The sequence below is a fragment of the Undibacterium sp. SXout7W genome (assembly GCF_049339385.1).
Taxonomy (GTDB): domain Bacteria; phylum Pseudomonadota; class Gammaproteobacteria; order Burkholderiales; family Burkholderiaceae_D; genus Undibacterium.
Genome location: NZ_JBMPPF010000013.1, coordinates 105,669 through 123,504, shown reverse-complemented (window position 1 = coordinate 123,504; position 17,836 = coordinate 105,669). Strand labels below are relative to the sequence as shown.

Here is a 17,836-nt window from a genome sequence, read left to right as displayed (position 1 = left end):
ACGGAGTAAGGACTTATGAATTCTTCCATTAAAAATGCCCTGCGTGTCGGACTGGTACTAGTGGTTGCTGCTGCGGGTGCTGGTTATGCATGGACCCACTTGCACAGCGCAGGGCCAGGTGTCGGATTTGTCAACGGGAATGGCCGCATAGAGGCAACGGAAGTGGATGTTGCGACCAAATTACCTGGACGTGTACAGGATATTTTGGTGAGTGAAGGGGATTTTGTTACTGCTGGTCAGGTGCTGGGACATATGCAGGTGCAGACGCTGGATGCGCAAAGAGATGAGGCAAAAGCCCGCCAGCAACAAGCAATTACCGGTGTTGCCAGCGCCGAAGCACTGGTAGCGGTGCGTCAGAGCGACCATCAGGCAACATTGGCCTTGGTCACACAAAGAGAGAGTGAGCTTGATGCTGCGCAGCGGAGATTGAGTCGTTCTGAAGCGTTGGTACTTGAAGGCGCGTCTTCAGCGCAAGAGCTGGATGATGACCGTGCCCGCGTACGCAGTTTGCAAGCAGCAGTCGCAGCAGCAAAAGCACAGGTTGCTGCTGCCCAGGCGGCGATTGACGCAGCGCGTACCCAGGTCGCTGGTGCGCGTTCGTCCGTGACGGCAGCCGAAGCCACAGTGGCACGCGTGGATGTGGATATTCGTGACAGCGCGTTGATCGCGCCCAGAGCAGGGCGAGTCCAATACCGGATTGCACAGGCAGGTGAAGTGCTGGGTGGCGGTGGCAGGGTATTGAATCTGGTCGATCTGAGTGATGTCTACATGACTTTTTTCGTACCTGAGTCGAGTGCCGGTAAGTTGGCCTTAGGCAGCGAAGTCAGAATTGTGCTGGATGCAGCGCCGGGACTGGTGATTCCTGCGACAGTCTCTTTTGTTGCCAGTACGGCGCAATTTACGCCAAAGACGGTGGAAACAGCCAGTGAGCGGCAAAAACTGATGTTCCGTATCAAAGCGCAGATTGACCGTTCCTTGTTATTGAAACATGTAAAACTGGTCAAGACTGGCTTGCCGGGTGTGGCATGGCTCAAACTGGATGCGAAAGCTGAATGGCCTGCCGAGCTGGCATTGAAAGTGCCAAAGTGACCATCATGGATGCTTCGCATGTTGCCAGCCTGCGTGGTGTAAGCCTGAACTATGATCGGGTGCAGGCATTAGCGGATATTCACCTCGATATTCCGGCAGGATTAATGGTCGGACTGATTGGGCCGGATGGCGTGGGCAAATCCAGTCTGTTATCGCTATTGTCCGGTGCCAGAGTCATACAGCAGGGGCAGGTTCAGGTGCTTGGCGGGGATATGCAGCTGAAAAAACATCGTGATACGGTTTGTCCGCGGATTGCTTACATGCCGCAGGGTCTGGGAAAGAATTTATATCCCACGTTATCGGTAGAAGAAAATTTACAGTTTTTTGGGCGCCTTTTTGGTCATTCGCGTAGCGAACGCCGTCGCCGCATTGACGATCTGACCAGAAGTACGGGGCTGGAGAAATTTCTCTCTCGTCCTGCCGGTAAATTATCCGGTGGTATGAAGCAAAAACTGGGGCTGTGTTGCGCCTTGATTCATGATCCGGATTTATTGATTCTCGATGAGCCTACAACTGGGGTTGATCCTTTGTCGCGTGCGCAATTCTGGGACCTGATTGATCGTATCAGGCAAGATCGGCCAAGCATGAGTGTGATCGTAGCAACTGCCTACATGGAAGAAGCGGACAGATTTGACTGGCTGGTAGCGATGGACGCTGGGCGTATTCTGGCAACGGGTTCACCAAAAGAATTGCATCAGAGAACGGCAACGGCTTCGCTGGAGGAGGCATTCATTGCCTTGCTGCCGGAAGAGAAACGACGCAATCACCGGGCAGTGATTGTTCCTCCACTGCTCGCTGCCAAAGAGGATGATATTGCGATCGAAGCTCAGGGGCTGACGATGCATTTTGGTGATTTTACCGCGGTTGATCATGTCAATTTTCGGATACAGCGTGGCGAAATTTTTGGCTTTCTTGGTTCTAACGGGTGCGGTAAATCAACCACCATGAAGATGTTGACAGGCTTATTGCCTGCCAGCGAAGGAAAAGCCTGGTTATTTGGCAAAGAGGTAGAAGCCAGCGATATGGCAACGCGACGCCGTGTTGGTTATATGTCGCAAGCTTTTTCCTTATATGGCGAATTGACGGTCAGACAAAATCTGGAGTTGCATGCGCGCCTGTTTCAGGTGCCCGAACCTGAGATTGCAGCACGGGTATCTGAAATGGCAGTACGCTTTGACCTTCTTGAAGCGATGGAGACATTGCCTGAGAAATTACCATTGGGAATCCGCCAGCGTTTGTCGTTGGCCGTAGCGATGGTGCATAAACCCGAATTGTTGATTCTGGACGAGCCAACCTCAGGTGTTGATCCTGTAGCGCGCGATATGTTCTGGCAATTGATGATTGATCTTGCTCGTCAGGATAAGGTCACGATTTTTATTTCTACCCATTTCATGAACGAAGCGGAGCGCTGTGACCGGATTTCGCTGATGCATGCCGGGCGGGTGTTGGTCAGTGAAAGTCCTCAGGCTTTGATGCGCGAACGTGGTTCTACGTTGGAGCACGCATTTATTGCTTATCTGGAAGAAGCAACAGCCGATCCTGATGCTGAGACGCAAGAGAATCCACAGAATCAACAGATGCATGCCAGCACGCCGGCAGCAGAGCAGAGAAGTACGGATAACAGCCGCTTTTGGCGCAGTGTTGGTCGTATTTTCAGTTACAGCCTGAGGGAAACTCTGGAACTCCGGCGTGATCCTGTTCGGGCTACCTTGGCATTGTTGGGAACGGCAATTCTGATGTTTATCATCGGTTATGGGATTAATCTGGATGTAGAAAATTTGTCCTATGCGGTACTCGACCGGGATCAAACCGCCATCAGCCAGAATTACACATTGAATTTATCCGGCTCCCGCTACTTCATCGAAAAGCCACCCATTACGGATTACAACGATCTGGATCGCCGGATGCGGGGAGGTGAGTTATCGTTGGCCATTGAAATTCCCCCCGGTTTTGCCCGGGATATTGAACGTGGTAGTCCGGTCAGTGTTGGTGCCTGGGTTGATGGCGCGATGCCTGTCAGAGCAGAGACTGTCCGTGGTTATGTGCAGGCGATGCACCAGACCTGGCTGGCTGAAATGGCTGTCCATCATTTGGGGCAGCACCTGACCGCGCTTAGCCATATTGAGGCGCGTTATCGTTATAACCCGGACGTCAAAAGCTTACCGGCGATGGTGCCTGCGGTGATTCCTTTATTGTTGATGATGATTCCAGCCATGCTGACTGCCTTGTCGGTAGTACGCGAGAAAGAGCTTGGCTCGATTATTAACCTGTACGTGACTCCCATTACACGAGCTGAATTTTTATTGGGCAAACAAATTCCCTATATTGTGCTGGCCATGTTTAATTTTTTTCTGATGACGCTGCTGGCTGTCACGGTATTTGGCGTCAGCCTGAAAGGGAGTTTTGCAACGCTCACGCTGGCTGCAGTGATCTTCGTGGTTTGTTCGACGGGGTTTGGCCTGCTGGCATCGACTTTTACGCATAGCCAGATTGCGGCCATGTTTGTGACGATGATCGGCACTATTATTCCTTGCGTTCAGTTTGCTGGTTTGATTAATCCTGTTTCATCTCTTGAAGGTTTCGGGGCGATCATAGGTCAGATTTATCCTGCTACACACTTTCTGACCATCAGTCGCGGCGTATTTAGTAAATCACTGGATATCACGAGCTTGGCGACATCATTCTGGCAGTTGCTTCTTGCCGTGCCAGCCATCCTTGGATTATCCATCATGCTGTTGAAAAAACAGGAGAACTGATCATGGGTTCTAGTCTGGCGAATATCTATCGTCTCGGCGTCAAGGAGTTGTGGAGCCTGGTGCGAGATCCAGTCATGCTGGTATTGATCGTGTACACCTTTTCTTTTTCTATTTATGTGGCAGCAACGGCGATGCCTGGCGGCATTCATAACGCCGCTATCGCTATAGTTGATCAGGATGATTCTCCATTATCGGCAAGAATCGTGTCCAGCTTTTATCCTCCTGACTTTAAAACGCCAGTTCTTATCTCCAGTGCAGTAGCTGATGCCGGGATGGATAACGGTGACTATACTTTTATACTGGAAATACCTGCTGATTTTCAGCGCGATGTGCTGGCCAGGCGTGCACCGACGTTGCAATTGAATGTGGATGCAACGCGTATGAGCCAGGCGTTCACCGGGAATACCCACATACAGCAGATCATCGGACGCGAAGTGAATGAGTTCGTACAGCGTAGTAGTGATGCGACGGCATTGCCAGTAGGGCTGGATTTGCGTATGCGCTTTAATCCCAATCTGGAACAGGCATGGTTTGGTTCGTTGATGGAAATCATCAACAATGTGACGATGTTGTCGATTATTTTGACGGGCGCCGCGCTGATACGTGAGCGAGAGCATGGAACCATTGAGCACTTGCTGGTCATGCCAGTTACGCCGAACGAAATCATGCTGGCTAAAGTCTGGTCTATGGGATTAGTCGTGGCATTGGCTGCTTTGTCTGCATTGATATTTGTTGTCCAGGGCGCGCTGCATGTGCCGATTCAGGGTTCAATCAGCTTATTTATGTTGACAGTTTGTCTGCATTTATTTGCAACGACTTCTATGGGGATTTTCCTTGCAACTCTGGCACGGTCAATGCCGCAGTTTGGTATGTTGCTGGTCCTGGTATTGCTGCCTTTACAGCTATTATCAGGAGGTACCACACCGCGTGAGAGCATGCCGCAGCTGGTGCAGGACATTATGCTGGCGGCACCAACGACACATTTTGTGGCTGCTGCACAGGCAATTTTATACCGTGGTGCAGGGCTTGATATGGTGTGGCCACAATTGTTGGCTATTCTGTCAATTGGCTCTTTGTTGTTCATGGCTTCGCTGATGCGATTCCGTAAGACCATTTCTCAAATGGCCTAAGTATTCCTAGTGTCTTTTTAGCTGAGTTTGTGCCGAATCTCAGTTTATTGCAGTTAGGTATCATCATTACTTTACTGCGTTTGACGAATTATCCCGCCTTGTAATACTCCCCATGAGAAGGAAAGGGGGGTATTTCCGCCCTTATTCTCCGCATCTCAGCAAGCTCTGATCGCCAATAATTACACCTGTACATTTGCGCAAACGAAGTAGTAGTTACTTCGTGGAAATAACAGGAGTCGGCAATGGCCGAAGATAGCGATCTCGAAAGAACCGAACCGGCGTCACCCAAGCGGCTTGAGCAAGCACGCGAAGAGGGCGATGTACCACGTTCAAGAGAATTATCAACTTGCACCATATTATTGGCAGCAGGTGGATCGCTTTGGACTATGGGCGAAGGTCTGATTCGTCATTTGAATCACAATCTGATCAGCGGTCTGTCGCTGGAGCGTGAAGTAATTTATGACCCTAATTTATTGTTCACCAAAATTGCTGGCGGCTTGCAGGAAGTATTGATTGCTTTTGCCCCGGTGGCCGTGTTGCTGATGCTCGTCGCTCTGGCTTCTCCTTTGTTGATCGGCGGTTGGTTATTCAGTGCAAAAGCTTTACAGCCTAATTTTTCCAGAATGAATCCGATTTCGGGTGTTGCCAATATGTTTTCGGCACGCGCTGGTGTTGAGTTGCTGAAAGCGATCATTAAAACCATTATCGTCGGCAGTGTTGCCTGGGTGGTGGTGGTGAGTCAGAAAGAGGCGATGTTTGGATTGCCGCTGGAATCTCTGCGTATCGGTATCGGTCACGTCGGTCACATGATAGGTGTTTGCTTTTTATCGATTGTCGGGGCATTGGTATTGATTGCGGCTATCGATGCGCCTTATCAGATGTGGCAATACGCGAATAAATTAAAAATGACACATCAGGAAGTGATTCAGGAATCAAAAGAGGCGAATGGTAATCCGCAGATCAAAGCAAAAATCCGTCAGCAGCAACGTGAAATGGCACGTCGCCGCATGATGTCTGAAATTCCGACTGCCGATGTCATTGTTACTAACCCGACTCACTTCGCCGTTGCCCTGAAATATACCGAAGGCGGCATGGGGGCGCCGAAAGTGATTGCCAAAGGTGCTGATGCCGTCGCTGCAAAAATTCGTGAGCTGGGTAAAGAACACAACATTCCGTTGCTGGAAGCGCCACCACTGGCTCGTGCCTTGTATAAGCACACTGAGTTAGGCGATGAGATTCCTGAAGCTTTGTACACGGCTGTTGCCGAAGTACTTGCTTATGTCTTCCAGTTACGCACTTTCCGTGAGCATGGCGGTATCCGCCCAAGTGAGCCAACTGAACTGAAAGTACCACCCGAGTTAGATCCAAATAATCAAGCAGGAGTTATCGTATGAACAGCCTGAAATTACCAGTATGGTTATCCGGCTTAAATGGCAAAGCTGTCGCCGCACCAATTCTTATTATTCTGATGCTGGCAATGATGATCTTGCCTTTGCCGGCCTTCATTCTTGACGTATTTTTCAGTTTTAATATTGCGATTGCGGTCATTGTTCTGTTGACGAGTCTTTACACTGTCAAGCCGCTTGATTTTATGGTGTTCCCAACTGTGCTGCTGGTCAGCACCATGTTGCGCCTGTCGTTAAACGTGGCTTCTACCCGGGTGGTATTGACTGAAGGTCATACGGGTCCGGATGCTGCTGGTAAGGTGATTGAGGCGTTTGGGCACTTTTTGATTGGTGGAAACTATACCGTTGGTATTGTGGTGTTTGTGATTCTGACGATCATTAACTTTACTGTCGTGACCAAGGGTGCTGGTCGTATTGCTGAAGTAGGTGCGCGCTTTGCGTTGGATGCGATGCCTGGTAAGCAAATGGCAATTGATGCCGATCTGAACGCTGGTCTGATCGTGGAACAGGAAGCACGCCGTCGCCGTACAGAAGTCGCACAGGAAGCTGAATTTTACGGTGCGATGGATGGTGCGAGTAAATACGTTCGTGGTGACGCTGTTGCGGGCATTATGGTGACGGTCATTAATATTGTCGGCGGACTGATCGTTGGTATGGTGCAGCACGATCTTGATTTTGCATCAGCGTTGAAAAACTATACCTTGCTGGCAATTGGTGATGGTCTGGTCGCCCAGATTCCTTCGTTGATTATTTCGACCGCTGCCGGTGTGGTCGTGTCGCGTGTCGCCAGCGATCAGGATATCGGTGGTCAGTTGATTGGTCAGTTATTTGCCAAACCGCAGGTGTTGATTATCTCTGGTGCGATTATTGGCGGTATGGGCATTATTCCGGGTATGCCTCATATGGCTTTCATCCTGCTCTCAAGCTTGTTGTGTGGTGGTGGGTATCTGCTGACGAAACGCAATCAGGAAGCTGCGACTGCTTCTGAAGCCAAGCCAGAAACCCAGGCCGCGCCAGCTCCGGAAATGGAAGAAGTGGGTTGGCAGGATATTTTGCCAGTGGATACGCTGGGTCTGGAAGTGGGTTATCGCCTGATTCCTTTGGTAGATAAAACTCAGGGCGGTGAATTACTGAAGCGGATTAAAGGGATTCGTAAAAAATTCGCACAGGAAGTCGGCTTTTTGTCACCGCCAGTACATATCCGCGACAATCTTGAACTCAAGCCTGCTGCTTATAAAATTGCGCTGAAAGGCGTGGAAATCGGTTCCGGCGAAGCGTTGAATGGACAATATCTGGCAATTAATCCAGGCATGGTGTCAGGCCCATTGCCCGGCCAGGAAACAACCGATCCAGCGTTTGGTCTGCCAGCGGTCTGGATTGATGCCAGCATGCGTGAACAGGCACAGACCATGGGTTACACCGTCGTAGATGCCGGTACCGTCATTGCCACGCATCTGAATCATCTGATTACCTCTAATGCGGCTGAATTGCTCGGTCGTCAGGAAGTGCAGCAGTTGCTCGATCATCTGGCAAAAGAAATGCCGAAAATGGTAGAAGATCTCGTGCCTAAACTGTTGCCTTTGTCGGTTTTGCAGAAAGTTTTGCAAAACCTGTTAATGGAAGGTGTCCATATCCGTGACATGCGTTCGATTATCGAAACCTTGTCCGAGCAGGCAATGCATACCCAGGATGCCAATGAATTGACTGCACAGGTGCGGATTGCTCTGGGACGCGCCATCGTCCAACAAATTTTCCCTTCTACGAATGAATTGACTGTCATGACTCTGGATAACCGTCTTGAGCGTCTGCTCATGCAAGCACTGAATACCGGAGGCAATGACAGCGTCGCGTTGGAGCCAGGTCTTGCAGATACATTGGCCAGCCAGACAGAAGCAGCCGCGCAGCAACAAGAGCAAATGGGGCTGACACCAGTATTGCTGGTACCTGCACCGCTGCGGGCATTGCTGGCGAAATTCCTGCGCCGCACGTTACCGCAATTGAAGGTGTTGTCACACGCCGAATTACCTGAATCAAAAACGATTAGAGTTACCAGCCTGGTTGGAGGTCAATGATGAATGTCAGAAAATTTACCGCAAATACATCCCGCGAAGCATTGCGGATGTTGAGGGAAGCTCTCGGTGCCGATGCCGTGATTCTTTCTAACCGTAATGTCGATGGTAAGGTCGAAATTCTGGCGATGGAAGACGGTGCAGTGAATGCGTTGGAACCAGTCTCTACACGCGCTGAGCAACAGGTGCCGGACCAGCCACGTTTTACGCCGCGATTTCAAGCTGATGCTCCATCTGTCGCGCGCCCATCATCCGTTCGCCCTGTTGTCGCTGCATTGAAGCCGATGATGCCTGCCATCGAGTCCGCCAGTTCTGCTGAACTGAATAACGTGATGTCGGAAATTCGCTCTATGCGCAGTATGCTGGAATCACAACTGGCAGAAATATCATGGAGTAACACGCAGAAGCGTGAACCTCAAAAAGCCGAAATGATGCGTGAAATGCTGGCGACTGGTTTTAGTGCCAGCTTGTCACGTTATCTGGTCAGTAAAATGCCGGAGACGGAAAAAGTTGAGAATGGTATCGATTGGATTAAATCAATCCTTTCCCGTAATTTATCGACCATTGATAACGAAAATGAAATTCTTGAAAAGGGCGGTGTGTATGCCTTGGTCGGCCCTACTGGCGTAGGGAAAACTACGACAACGGCAAAGCTGGCTGCGCGCTGCGTCATGCGTCACGGACCATCCAAGCTGGCATTGATTACGACTGATGGATATCGTATTGGTGGTTATGAACAGTTACGAATCTACGGCAAAATTCTGGGTGTGATGGTTCATGCAGTAAAGGATGAGAGTGATCTGCGCCTGGCACTGGATGAATTGAAAAACAAGCACACGGTATTAATCGACACTGTTGGTGTCAGTCAGCGCGACAAAATGGTGACTGAGCAGGTAGCGATGCTGTCCGGCGCTGATACGCCTGTCAAACGTTTGTTGTGCCTGAATGCGACATCCACAGGAGAAACCTTGAGCGAGGTGGTGCGCGCCTATCAAGGCAGTGGTCTGGCTGGTTGCATCCTGACCAAGCTGGATGAAGCTGCGACGATTGGTGGTGCGCTGGACATCGCCATTCGCCAGAAGCTGATGGTGTACTACGTAGCCAGTGGTCAGCGGGTTCCTGAGGATTTGCACATTGCGAATAAACAGCACTTGATTGATCGCGCCTTTAAACTGAAACGGGAAACGTCGGCTTTTCGCTATCTGGATGAAGAGCTGCCATTGCTGATGGCTGGCGCCGGTGTGATGCATAGTGGTTCCGCAAATACTTTCTCTCAGGAGGTGTCTCTTGGCTAATTTCGACCAGGCAGAAGGATTGCGGCGCATGCTCGCAGGACCAAAACCACGGGTATTGACATTTTTATCCGCGCTAAAGGATGAAGAGAAGAGTGGCATGTTGGTCAATTTGGGTGTTTCCCTCGCGCGCCAGGGAAGTCAGGTGTTGATGATTGATACCAGAGCTTCGGATGACAGTATTGGTGCCTGGATGAACGCAAGGAATGACCGTACCTTATTGGATGTAGCGAAACAACAGCGTACAATGTCTGAGGCAATTAAAATTGTAGCGTCAGGCTTATCTGTTACCATGCTCGCTCGTCATTCAATCACATCAACAGGATTGATAGCAGAGAATTCGCGGCAGTTATCACGCGTGTTTGATCATCTGGTCAGTAGCTCTGATCTGGTCGTGGTTGACACTGATATTGATGCTGAAGATTCGTTCCCATTATCATCGTTGGATGACAGTGAAATCGTGATTCAGGTTTCGGCAGATCCGACCAGAATTAAAGCCGCTTACGGCCTGATCAAGCGCGTCAGCAATCGCCTTGGTCGCCGGCAATACGGCATACTGGTATCGGGTGCCTCAGAAAAAGAAGCAAGATTGATTTATACAAATATGGCACAGGCAGCAAGTCGCTATTTAGCGGTACCTCTACATTTTGTCGGATATGTGCCAGAAGATGAGCATGTCAGAAAAGCGGCACATCTTGGTCGGTCTGTGATTGATGCTTTTCCTAAAGCATGCGCCTCCATGGCTTTTTCAAGACTCGCAGCCCAGTTGGCAACAACAGCGCGATCAACTTTGTGTTTAAAGGGAGTACCTGAGCTGGGTGTCGGCCTCGGAATTTAATCAACTATGTACACCGCAAGTGGAAAATCAGATAAAAACTTCCTGTTAAGGGAACATGCGCCATTGGTCAAGCGACTTGCTTACCAATTGAAAGCGCGGCTACCTCCCAGTGTGGAGGTAGACGATCTGGTGCAGGCGGGAATGATAGGTTTGCTGGATGCAGTAAATCGTTATGAAGATACGCATGGAGCGCAGTTCGAAACGTATGCGATTCAGCGTATTCGTGGTTCTATGTTGGATGAGTTGCGCAGCAGTGACTGGTTGCCGCGTGGTGTGCGGCAAAATATGCGCAAGATAGAAAATGCTATGAACGTTTTGCAGCAAAAGTTAGGACGTCCGCCGCTGGAAACAGAAGTAGCTAAATCTCTCAAACTTTCGCTGGAGGAGTATCAGGATCTATTGGGAGAAAGTGGTGGCCATCAACTGGTCTACTACGAAGACTTTCATGATGCTGATACCAAAGAACATTTTCTTGATCATTATTGTTCCGATTTTTCAGGTGATCCACTACAGGATTTATTGAATGACGATTTCAGAGATGCGGTGATTGGCGCGATTGACAGCTTGCCCGAAAGAGAGAAACTGCTCATGGGTTTATATTATGAGCAAGAATTAAATCTCAAAGAAATCGGTGCTGTCATGGGAGTGTCGGAGTCACGTATTTCACAACTTCATAGTCAGGCAGTTGCCCGGCTCAGGGCGTTTTTAAGGGAGAAAGCGTGGACTGGGCTAGCTTAGTTGGACTGATTTTAGTGATCGCTGGCGTCGTTTCGGGTCAGCTGATTGAGGGTGGAAAGTTATCGACGCTGCTGCAGCCAGCGGCTTTTTCTATTGTGGCTGTCGGTACTTTGGGTGCAGTTTTAATGCAAAGCCGCCTCTCTACATTCAGACGCGGGTTGAGAATGCTGCGCTGGATAATCATTGAGCCTCCTGATACCAGTAAAAAAAATATCCAGGAAGCAATGGTCTGGAGCGTAGTCGCCAGACGAGAGGGTTTTTTGAGTCTGGAACGTTACATGAGCACAAACGGAGACCCTTTTATTGACAAGGGTTTGCGTCTCGTCATCGACGGTATTGACCCTATCCGCTTGAAAGACATATTGGATGTCGACATTTCATTGTATGAAATGGAGCAGCGCCAAGCGGCCAAAATATGGGAGGCGGCAGGAGGATATTCCCCGACTGTGGGTATTCTCGGTGCTGTTTTGGGATTGATCCATGTGATGGAGAATCTTAGTGAGCCATCCAAGCTCGGCAGTGGGATTGCTGTTGCATTCGTTGCAACAATCTATGGGGTAGGACTGGCAAACCTGTTTTTTCTTCCTGTTAGTAACAAGCTCAAAGAGATTATCGGTAAAGAAGTTACCCGTCGTGAAATGTTGTCAGATATTTTCTTCAGTATTGCGCTCGGTGATAGTCCGCGTGTAGTGGAGGAGCGTCTTGGTAGTCAGAAAGGCTGACTATCTTATGGCGCGGAAGAAATATCACGAAGAGCCGGATAATCATGAGCGTTGGTTGGTATCTTATGCTGACTTTATGACGCTCCTGTTCGCGTTTTTCGTGGTGATGTATGCTATTTCCTCCCTGAATGAAGGTAAGTATCGTGTTTTATCGAATTCACTGACTGGTGCTTTTGGTAAAACGATTATTGTTCCCGCTAAGAATCAGGATGTGACTTATCCAGCAGTAGTAAAGCTGGATCCGTTACCGATGGTGAAGCAAAAAAATAGCGAAGCGTTACGCAAAGAACGTGAGCAGATGACCACCGTCGCTAAAGATATCATGACTGTTCTTGAGCCTTTGGTACGAGAGGGTAAAGTCCGGGTCACACAAACAAGTCGTGGCGTTACGATTGAAATTAATGCCAGCTTGTTATTCGCACCAGGAGAGGCGCGCCTGAATCTGGATTCTGTGCAAGCGTTGGTCGCGATTGCCTCTGTGTTGACGCTGGATAATCATGCGATTCAGGTAGATGGGCACACCGATAACGTGCCGATCAAAAATTCCATTTTTCCATCCAATTGGGAGTTGTCTGCCGTCAGGGCAAGTACGGTAGCTCGCTTGTTGACTGAGAATGGTGTTGATGAAATGCGTGTCACAGCGGTGGGGCAGGGGGCTAAACTTCCCGCCGAGACCAATGATACACCTGAGGGACGTGCCAGAAATCGCCGTGTGAGCGTCACGATTCTTGCTGTATTGCCAGAGCCTGTGATTGATGTACCAATTCGTAATAATCCAACAGCATCCTCTGTCAGAACAGAGGCGAATTAATCAAATCGATATTCATTCCCGGCATGTTAAATGCGGCACTGGCAATCAGTTTGATAGTCATCGAACAACAACACCTTTATTTGGCGAGCTTTTGATGGTCGAATGACCTGTTGGCCCGTATAAAGACGGAGCTTGGTTGCTTTCTTGTAAAGCACCAAGTGCTGCCTGATTGATCGATAATCTGCGATTAATTAGCATGCCGTTCGTACGGTTATTTTCTTTGGCTTGCTCAGAAATGCTCATCAATTGATTCCAGGCTTCTTTTGTCTCGGAATTTTCAGATGATTGCTGTAAATAATTCAGCATACCCGCAGCATCGCTTGAGAAGCCGAGTGCGAGCAGGCAAGTATTACGTTTTTTTTCTAATTCAGCAATCTGGTTTACCAGTATGCCTTTATCAAGAAGATGCTGGTTCAATGATGGAATATCTCCGTCGACAAGTGCGGACTGCTCTTTTTTTAACAGAGCGGCTAAAGAACTCATTGCTGCTATTTCTTCCTGCAAGCACAGGCTGATACCTGTGCTTTCTGTACTTGTCTGTGTCATTTCTAACGTTTTCTCGCGTTAAGCAAATCTTTAACTGTTTCCAGAAGTCCATCGGCAACCTTCTCAGAATTGACCTGAAAGCGGCCCTCTGAAATTGCCAATTTGATGGCTTCTACCTTTTTCGTCTCAAATACTGCGCTGCCGGCTTGCGTGCTTTGAAGTGCTTGCAACTGCGTCGATAACGATGAAATTTGTACGTTATGTGATGGAGTTGCAACGGGCGCTGTTTTTTCAGCAGGCGCTTCAGTGCGGCTTTGTTGCGGAGTGACTGGCAGTCCGACGGTTTTATTTAATGAGTCATCAATTTTCACAGCGACACCCTTTATGGTAGGATTTTTATCTATCTACCATCCGGTTATCGGCTGCGTAATTTTAAACTTTAGCTTTATTTATTCTAATCAATTGTGGCCAGGAAAATAATTTCTAATAATGCAATTTAAATTGTAGTCATGACTTGGGTAAATCCACCCCAGCGGCGTTATGGCTCTTTGTTCTAAAGCAAAGTAAAAGCTGTCTTGCATTGAAAAGACATGACTTGTCAGAATAGTTTTGCATCAATCCTGATGATGCCATGCGTTTTTAATAATTAATTTCAATAATTCCTCCAGCTCTGGCAATGCCGCTGACAGTTTGTCCAGAATTGGTCTTTGCTCTGGCTATTTGCCCATCAGTTGCGTTGCTGAGTGCCTGTCCGTCAGTAGCCACTTGAAATCCAGCACCTGAGCTTACGACTCTGACCGATTGCCCTTGTTGTACAACTGGTGCGCTTTTCAGTGAGTCCATGCGCAATACGCTACCAGACGGTACGGATGCCTGCATGGTCTTTCCGATCGCTTGCTCTGGATTGGTGATGACACCGACAGGCAAACTGGACAGCTCACCTTGTATTTTATTGAGGTCAGACAAACTGAGAACCTGTCCCTGCGATAGTGGACGAGCCGCCACATAATATTCAGCGCTTATTTTTACGTTGGCTTGCAGATAAATCACCCAGGACACTGGCGCGCTGCAACGGATGCCCATGGTTATTTTCCCCCATGGTTTACTTCCTGTTGGTAAAAACGGCTGTGGTGCTGAGCATGCTGCCAGGTTGAGCCTGCTATCGACTTGCCCAACGCTGATATTAATTTCACCCATTTGTCCTGCTGCTTGTTGAGTCAGGAAGTCCACTGCAATTTGTCGCAGTGCTGCGTGATCTTGCAGATTGGATTGATTTTCTGCCTGAGCAAGAATCGGTGCAGCCATCAGCAGCGAGCTGAGCAGTCGTTTAAAGCGGAAATTTACGGTTGTCATGATGTGTCCTGCATTGTGACGACATATTGCTTGATGAACTGATTGTAGTTCCTCAGTGAAAGTTTGAATCCATGAATAAAAGGGGTTTTTCCTCTCTGCTTCTTTGATCGAATTTGCTTGGCACTGCATATCATGCAAGGTATCGAAAACCGTTAAGCGTGTTTGCAGCGTGAGCGAAGGAGTCTGTAATGGTCGGCAAACTGGATGATTTTTTAAAGTTTCATGAGACTGCATTGGCAGTGCGTGGGCAGCGTCAGCAATTGTTGGCGTCAAATATTGCGAATGCGGACACGCCTAACTACAAGGCACGTGATATTGATTTTTCTAGTGTGATGTCTAAGGCACTGAACGTCAGTGGTAATCAGACTTCTACGCCTCTGGATAAAACTTCGCAACAGCACCTTGATGTGAAAAGTAGTGTTGATGGCATTACCCCTCAGTATCGGCCTACAGTACAGGGCAGTGTGGACGGTAATACGGTTGATATGGATGTTGAGCGCAATCAATTTACAGATAACTCCCTGCGCTACGAAGCCAGTCTGACGATGATTAATATGCAGATCCGCAACATGCTTGCGGCTATCCAAGGATAAATATTATGTCACTTTTCAATGTATTTAATGTGGCAGGTTCAGCAATGAGCGCGCAGGCACAACGCCTGAATGTCGTATCAAGCAATCTGGCTAATGCGGATAGCGTGACCAGTTCTAACGGTCAGCCTTACAAGGCAAAGCAAGTGGTATTTAGTGCCGTGCCAATGGATGGGACGGCATCTACTGCAGTGAAGGTGATTGATGTTGTAGAAGATAGTAATCCGCCTAAACTGATGTATGACCCTAAACATCCGTTGGCAGATGAAAAAGGCTATGTGGCGATGCCTAACGTCAATGTTGTCGAGGAAATGGTCAATATGATTTCGGCATCCAGATCATATCAAACCAATGTCGAGACCATGAATGCGGCAAAAACCATGCTGTTGAAGACTCTGACATTAGGACAGTAGCAAGCAACAGCAGACAGTAATCAATACTTTGAGATAGGACCATCATGACAACGATACAGACAAATACAGTTGACCAGTCGCTGCTCACCACCATGAACGGCAGTAAAACATCAACATCTTCCACGCAAGATGCGCAGGATAAATTTATGACCTTGCTGGTCACGCAGATGAAAAATCAGGATCCCTTAAATCCCATGGACAATGCCCAGGTAACGAGCCAACTGGCGCAACTGTCCACCGTGTCTGGTATCGACAAGTTGAACGCGACGGTAACTGCGCTGAATACGAATTTTCAAGCCAGCCAGAATTTGCAGGCAGCCAACATGATTGGTCACGGTGTGCTGGCCCCGGGAAGCTCAATGGGGTTGGCCAACTCTAAGTCAATTTACGGGGTTGAATTACCACAGGCAGCAGATAAAGTGGACGTCACCATCCGCGATGCAGCTGGTGTTGTGATGAGTAAAGTGAGTGTCGGTTCCTTGCCTCAAGGTATCAGTACGTTGAGCTGGGATGGCAAAAAAGATGATGGAACAACGGCACCGGATGGCAAATATCAGTTCCAGGTGACCGCCACGTCGGCCGGGCAGTCTGTGGCAGCCGTCAATCTTGGCTTTGGTACGGTATCGAGTGTCAGTTCGAGTACGCAGGGGGCCAAACTCAGCGTAGCGAATGTCGGTGATATTGCGATGAGCGATGTCAAACAAATTTATTGAGTGCGTCATCGTGTACGGTGTCAATAAGCAGTAATAAGTGGAAATAAGCAGCAGGGCGGATGTCTAACGTAAAAGGGGTACACCATGGGTTTTCAACAAGGCTTAAGCGGACTGAATGCCGCATCTAAATCACTTGATGTGATTGGCAACAACATATCAAATGCCAATACTGTCGGGTTTAAGCAAGCGCAGGCACAATTTGCCGACGTTTATGCGAACTCGTTGAGTGGTGCTGGCGGCGGTAATTCGGTCGGTATTGGTACAAAGGTCTCGGCTGTTGTTCAGCAATTCACTCAGGGAAATATTACATCGACGAATAATCCATTGGATATTGCGATCAATGGTGGTGGATTTTTCCGTATGTCGACGAATGGTGCCATCTCTTATTCCCGTAATGGACAGTTTCAGTTGGATAAGACGGGCAATATTGTGAATGCTCAGGGTGCACAGTTGACGGGTTATGTTGCGAATGCCAGTGGTGTTCTTTCAACAGGTGCACCAGCTCCGCTGAATATCAATACCGCGGATATTCCTCCAGCCCAAACGACTGGTATCAGCTCTGTGATGAATCTGGATTCGCGTAAGCTGGTTCCCGGTACACAGGTACCGGTTACGATTCCTCCGGTGATTACACCAGTCGCTTTTTCTGCAACAGACCCAACAACTTACAACAGTTCTACCTCCATCGCTGTCTATGACAGTTTGGGTAATTCGCATGTATTACAGTCTTTTTACGTCAAGGTAGATAGTGCTGTCACACCGCCAACATTGCCAGCGACTGCTGAATGGGATGTGTTTGCGACTGTTGATGGCAATCTGATTAACGGTACTGGTGCAACAACGAATTCGATAGGTCGAGTCGGTTTTGATTCATTCGGTAAGCTCACTGCTGCAACACCTGCTTTTTCATTGACTGATCCTCGATCATTTAAGGTAGTCGTACCGGTTGGTACAGGTGCTGTGACGCCAATTAACAATACGGTGGACATCAAGCTTGATTTCACCGGCACAACGCAATTTGGTTCTGATTTCAGTGTCAGCAAAAATACTCAGGATGGTTACACGTCCGGTAAATTATCCAAATTTAATACTGCTAAAGACGGAACCATTGTCGGTAGTTACACGAACGGTAAAACAGCGGTGCTGGGTCAGGTTGTTCTGGCAAATTTCACCAATCCTAATGGGTTGCAGTCGTCCGGTGACAATCAGTGGACCGAAACGGCAACTTCTGGCGCGCCGCTGGTTGGACCTCCAAACTCTGGCAGTTTGGGAACGCTGACTTCCTCTGCAACCGAAGACTCAAATACCGATCTGACTGGTGAACTGGTCAATATGATCACAGCACAGCGTATTTATCAGGCGAATGCGCAAACGATCAAGACGCAGGATCAGGTATTACAGACACTGGTTAATCTGCGCTAAGGCATTGG

General features: G+C 48.7%; 17 protein-coding genes. 14 read left to right on the top strand and 3 right to left on the bottom strand.

What is annotated here, in order from left to right:
• Positions 1–15: 15 nt before the first annotated feature.
• The 10 genes from ACO0LB_RS13385 to motD all read left to right on the top strand — a co-directional run bounded on the left by ACO0LB_RS13385 (position 16) and on the right by motD (position 12,851).
• Entirely contained in the window at positions 16–1,089 is a 1,074-nt protein-coding gene (locus ACO0LB_RS13385) for an HlyD family secretion protein (RefSeq protein WP_423049813.1), read from the top strand.
• Positions 1,053–3,845 (top strand): ribosome-associated ATPase/putative transporter RbbA, encoded by a 2,793-nt coding sequence (gene rbbA, locus ACO0LB_RS13380; RefSeq protein ID WP_423049811.1) that lies wholly within the window; start codon positions 1,053–1,055, stop codon positions 3,843–3,845. The genes ACO0LB_RS13385 and rbbA overlap by 37 nt, the downstream gene beginning before the upstream one ends.
• A 2-nt stretch (positions 3,846–3,847) precedes the next feature.
• Complete coding sequence (locus ACO0LB_RS13375; RefSeq protein WP_423049809.1) at positions 3,848–4,975, top strand: ABC transporter permease; 1,128 nt, start codon at positions 3,848–3,850, stop codon at positions 4,973–4,975.
• Between the two features lie 242 nt (positions 4,976–5,217).
• A complete protein-coding gene (flhB, locus tag ACO0LB_RS13370) occupies positions 5,218–6,369 on the top strand; it encodes a flagellar biosynthesis protein FlhB (protein ID WP_423049807.1) in 1,152 nt (383 codons plus the stop codon).
• Positions 6,366–8,453 carry a flagellar biosynthesis protein FlhA gene (flhA, locus tag ACO0LB_RS13365; protein WP_423049805.1) on the top strand — a complete coding sequence of 696 codons (2,088 nt, stop codon included), beginning with the start codon at positions 6,366–6,368 and terminating at the stop codon, positions 8,451–8,453. The genes flhB and flhA overlap by 4 nt, the downstream gene beginning before the upstream one ends.
• Positions 8,453–9,745: a flagellar biosynthesis protein FlhF gene (gene flhF / locus ACO0LB_RS13360; protein WP_423049847.1), complete on the top strand. Its 1,293-nt coding sequence runs from the start codon at positions 8,453–8,455 to the stop codon at positions 9,743–9,745. Before flhA ends, flhF begins: the two co-directional genes overlap by 1 nt.
• Positions 9,738–10,580: a MinD/ParA family ATP-binding protein gene (locus tag ACO0LB_RS13355; RefSeq protein WP_423049803.1), complete on the top strand. Its 843-nt coding sequence runs from the start codon at positions 9,738–9,740 to the stop codon at positions 10,578–10,580. Before flhF ends, ACO0LB_RS13355 begins: the two co-directional genes overlap by 8 nt.
• Positions 10,581–10,586: 6 nt before the next feature.
• Entirely contained in the window at positions 10,587–11,318 is a 732-nt protein-coding gene (locus ACO0LB_RS13350; protein ID WP_423049801.1) for an RNA polymerase sigma factor FliA, read from the top strand.
• Positions 11,300–12,040 carry a flagellar motor protein gene (locus ACO0LB_RS13345; protein ID WP_423049799.1) on the top strand — a complete coding sequence of 247 codons (741 nt, stop codon included), beginning with the start codon at positions 11,300–11,302 and terminating at the stop codon, positions 12,038–12,040. Before ACO0LB_RS13350 ends, ACO0LB_RS13345 begins: the two co-directional genes overlap by 19 nt.
• Positions 12,041–12,047: 7 nt before the next feature.
• Positions 12,048–12,851 carry a flagellar motor protein MotD gene (motD, locus tag ACO0LB_RS13340; protein WP_423049797.1) on the top strand — a complete coding sequence of 268 codons (804 nt, stop codon included), beginning with the start codon at positions 12,048–12,050 and terminating at the stop codon, positions 12,849–12,851.
• 57 nt (positions 12,852–12,908) lie between these two features.
• On the opposite strand, the gene ACO0LB_RS13335 is transcribed toward motD, so the two are convergent.
• The 3 genes from ACO0LB_RS13335 to flgA all read right to left on the bottom strand — a co-directional run bounded on the left by ACO0LB_RS13335 (position 12,909) and on the right by flgA (position 14,690).
• A complete protein-coding gene (locus ACO0LB_RS13335) occupies positions 12,909–13,355 on the bottom strand; it encodes a flagella synthesis protein FlgN (RefSeq protein ID WP_423049795.1) in 447 nt (148 codons plus the stop codon).
• Between the two features lie 44 nt (positions 13,356–13,399).
• Positions 13,400–13,708 (bottom strand): flagellar biosynthesis anti-sigma factor FlgM, encoded by a 309-nt coding sequence (gene flgM, locus ACO0LB_RS13330; RefSeq protein ID WP_423049792.1) that lies wholly within the window; start codon positions 13,706–13,708, stop codon positions 13,400–13,402.
• A gap of 268 nt (positions 13,709–13,976) precedes the next feature.
• On the bottom strand, positions 13,977–14,690 hold the full coding sequence (gene flgA / locus ACO0LB_RS13325; RefSeq protein ID WP_423049790.1) for a flagellar basal body P-ring formation chaperone FlgA: 714 nt from the start codon (positions 14,688–14,690) through the stop codon (positions 13,977–13,979).
• A 188-nt stretch (positions 14,691–14,878) separates the two neighbouring features.
• Here flgA and flgB point away from each other — a divergent pair, with 188 nt between their 5' ends.
• From flgB to flgE, 4 genes are all read left to right on the top strand, one after another.
• A complete protein-coding gene (gene flgB, locus ACO0LB_RS13320; protein WP_423049788.1) occupies positions 14,879–15,283 on the top strand; it encodes a flagellar basal body rod protein FlgB in 405 nt (134 codons plus the stop codon).
• A 5-nt stretch (positions 15,284–15,288) separates the two neighbouring features.
• Positions 15,289–15,693 carry a flagellar basal body rod protein FlgC gene (gene flgC / locus ACO0LB_RS13315; protein ID WP_423049786.1) on the top strand — a complete coding sequence of 135 codons (405 nt, stop codon included), beginning with the start codon at positions 15,289–15,291 and terminating at the stop codon, positions 15,691–15,693.
• A gap of 44 nt (positions 15,694–15,737) precedes the next feature.
• Complete coding sequence (locus tag ACO0LB_RS13310) at positions 15,738–16,406, top strand: flagellar hook assembly protein FlgD (RefSeq protein ID WP_423049784.1); 669 nt, start codon at positions 15,738–15,740, stop codon at positions 16,404–16,406.
• A gap of 84 nt (positions 16,407–16,490) precedes the next feature.
• Positions 16,491–17,828 carry a flagellar hook protein FlgE gene (gene flgE, locus ACO0LB_RS13305; protein WP_423049782.1) on the top strand — a complete coding sequence of 446 codons (1,338 nt, stop codon included), beginning with the start codon at positions 16,491–16,493 and terminating at the stop codon, positions 17,826–17,828.
• The last annotated feature ends 8 nt before the right edge of the window (positions 17,829–17,836 follow it).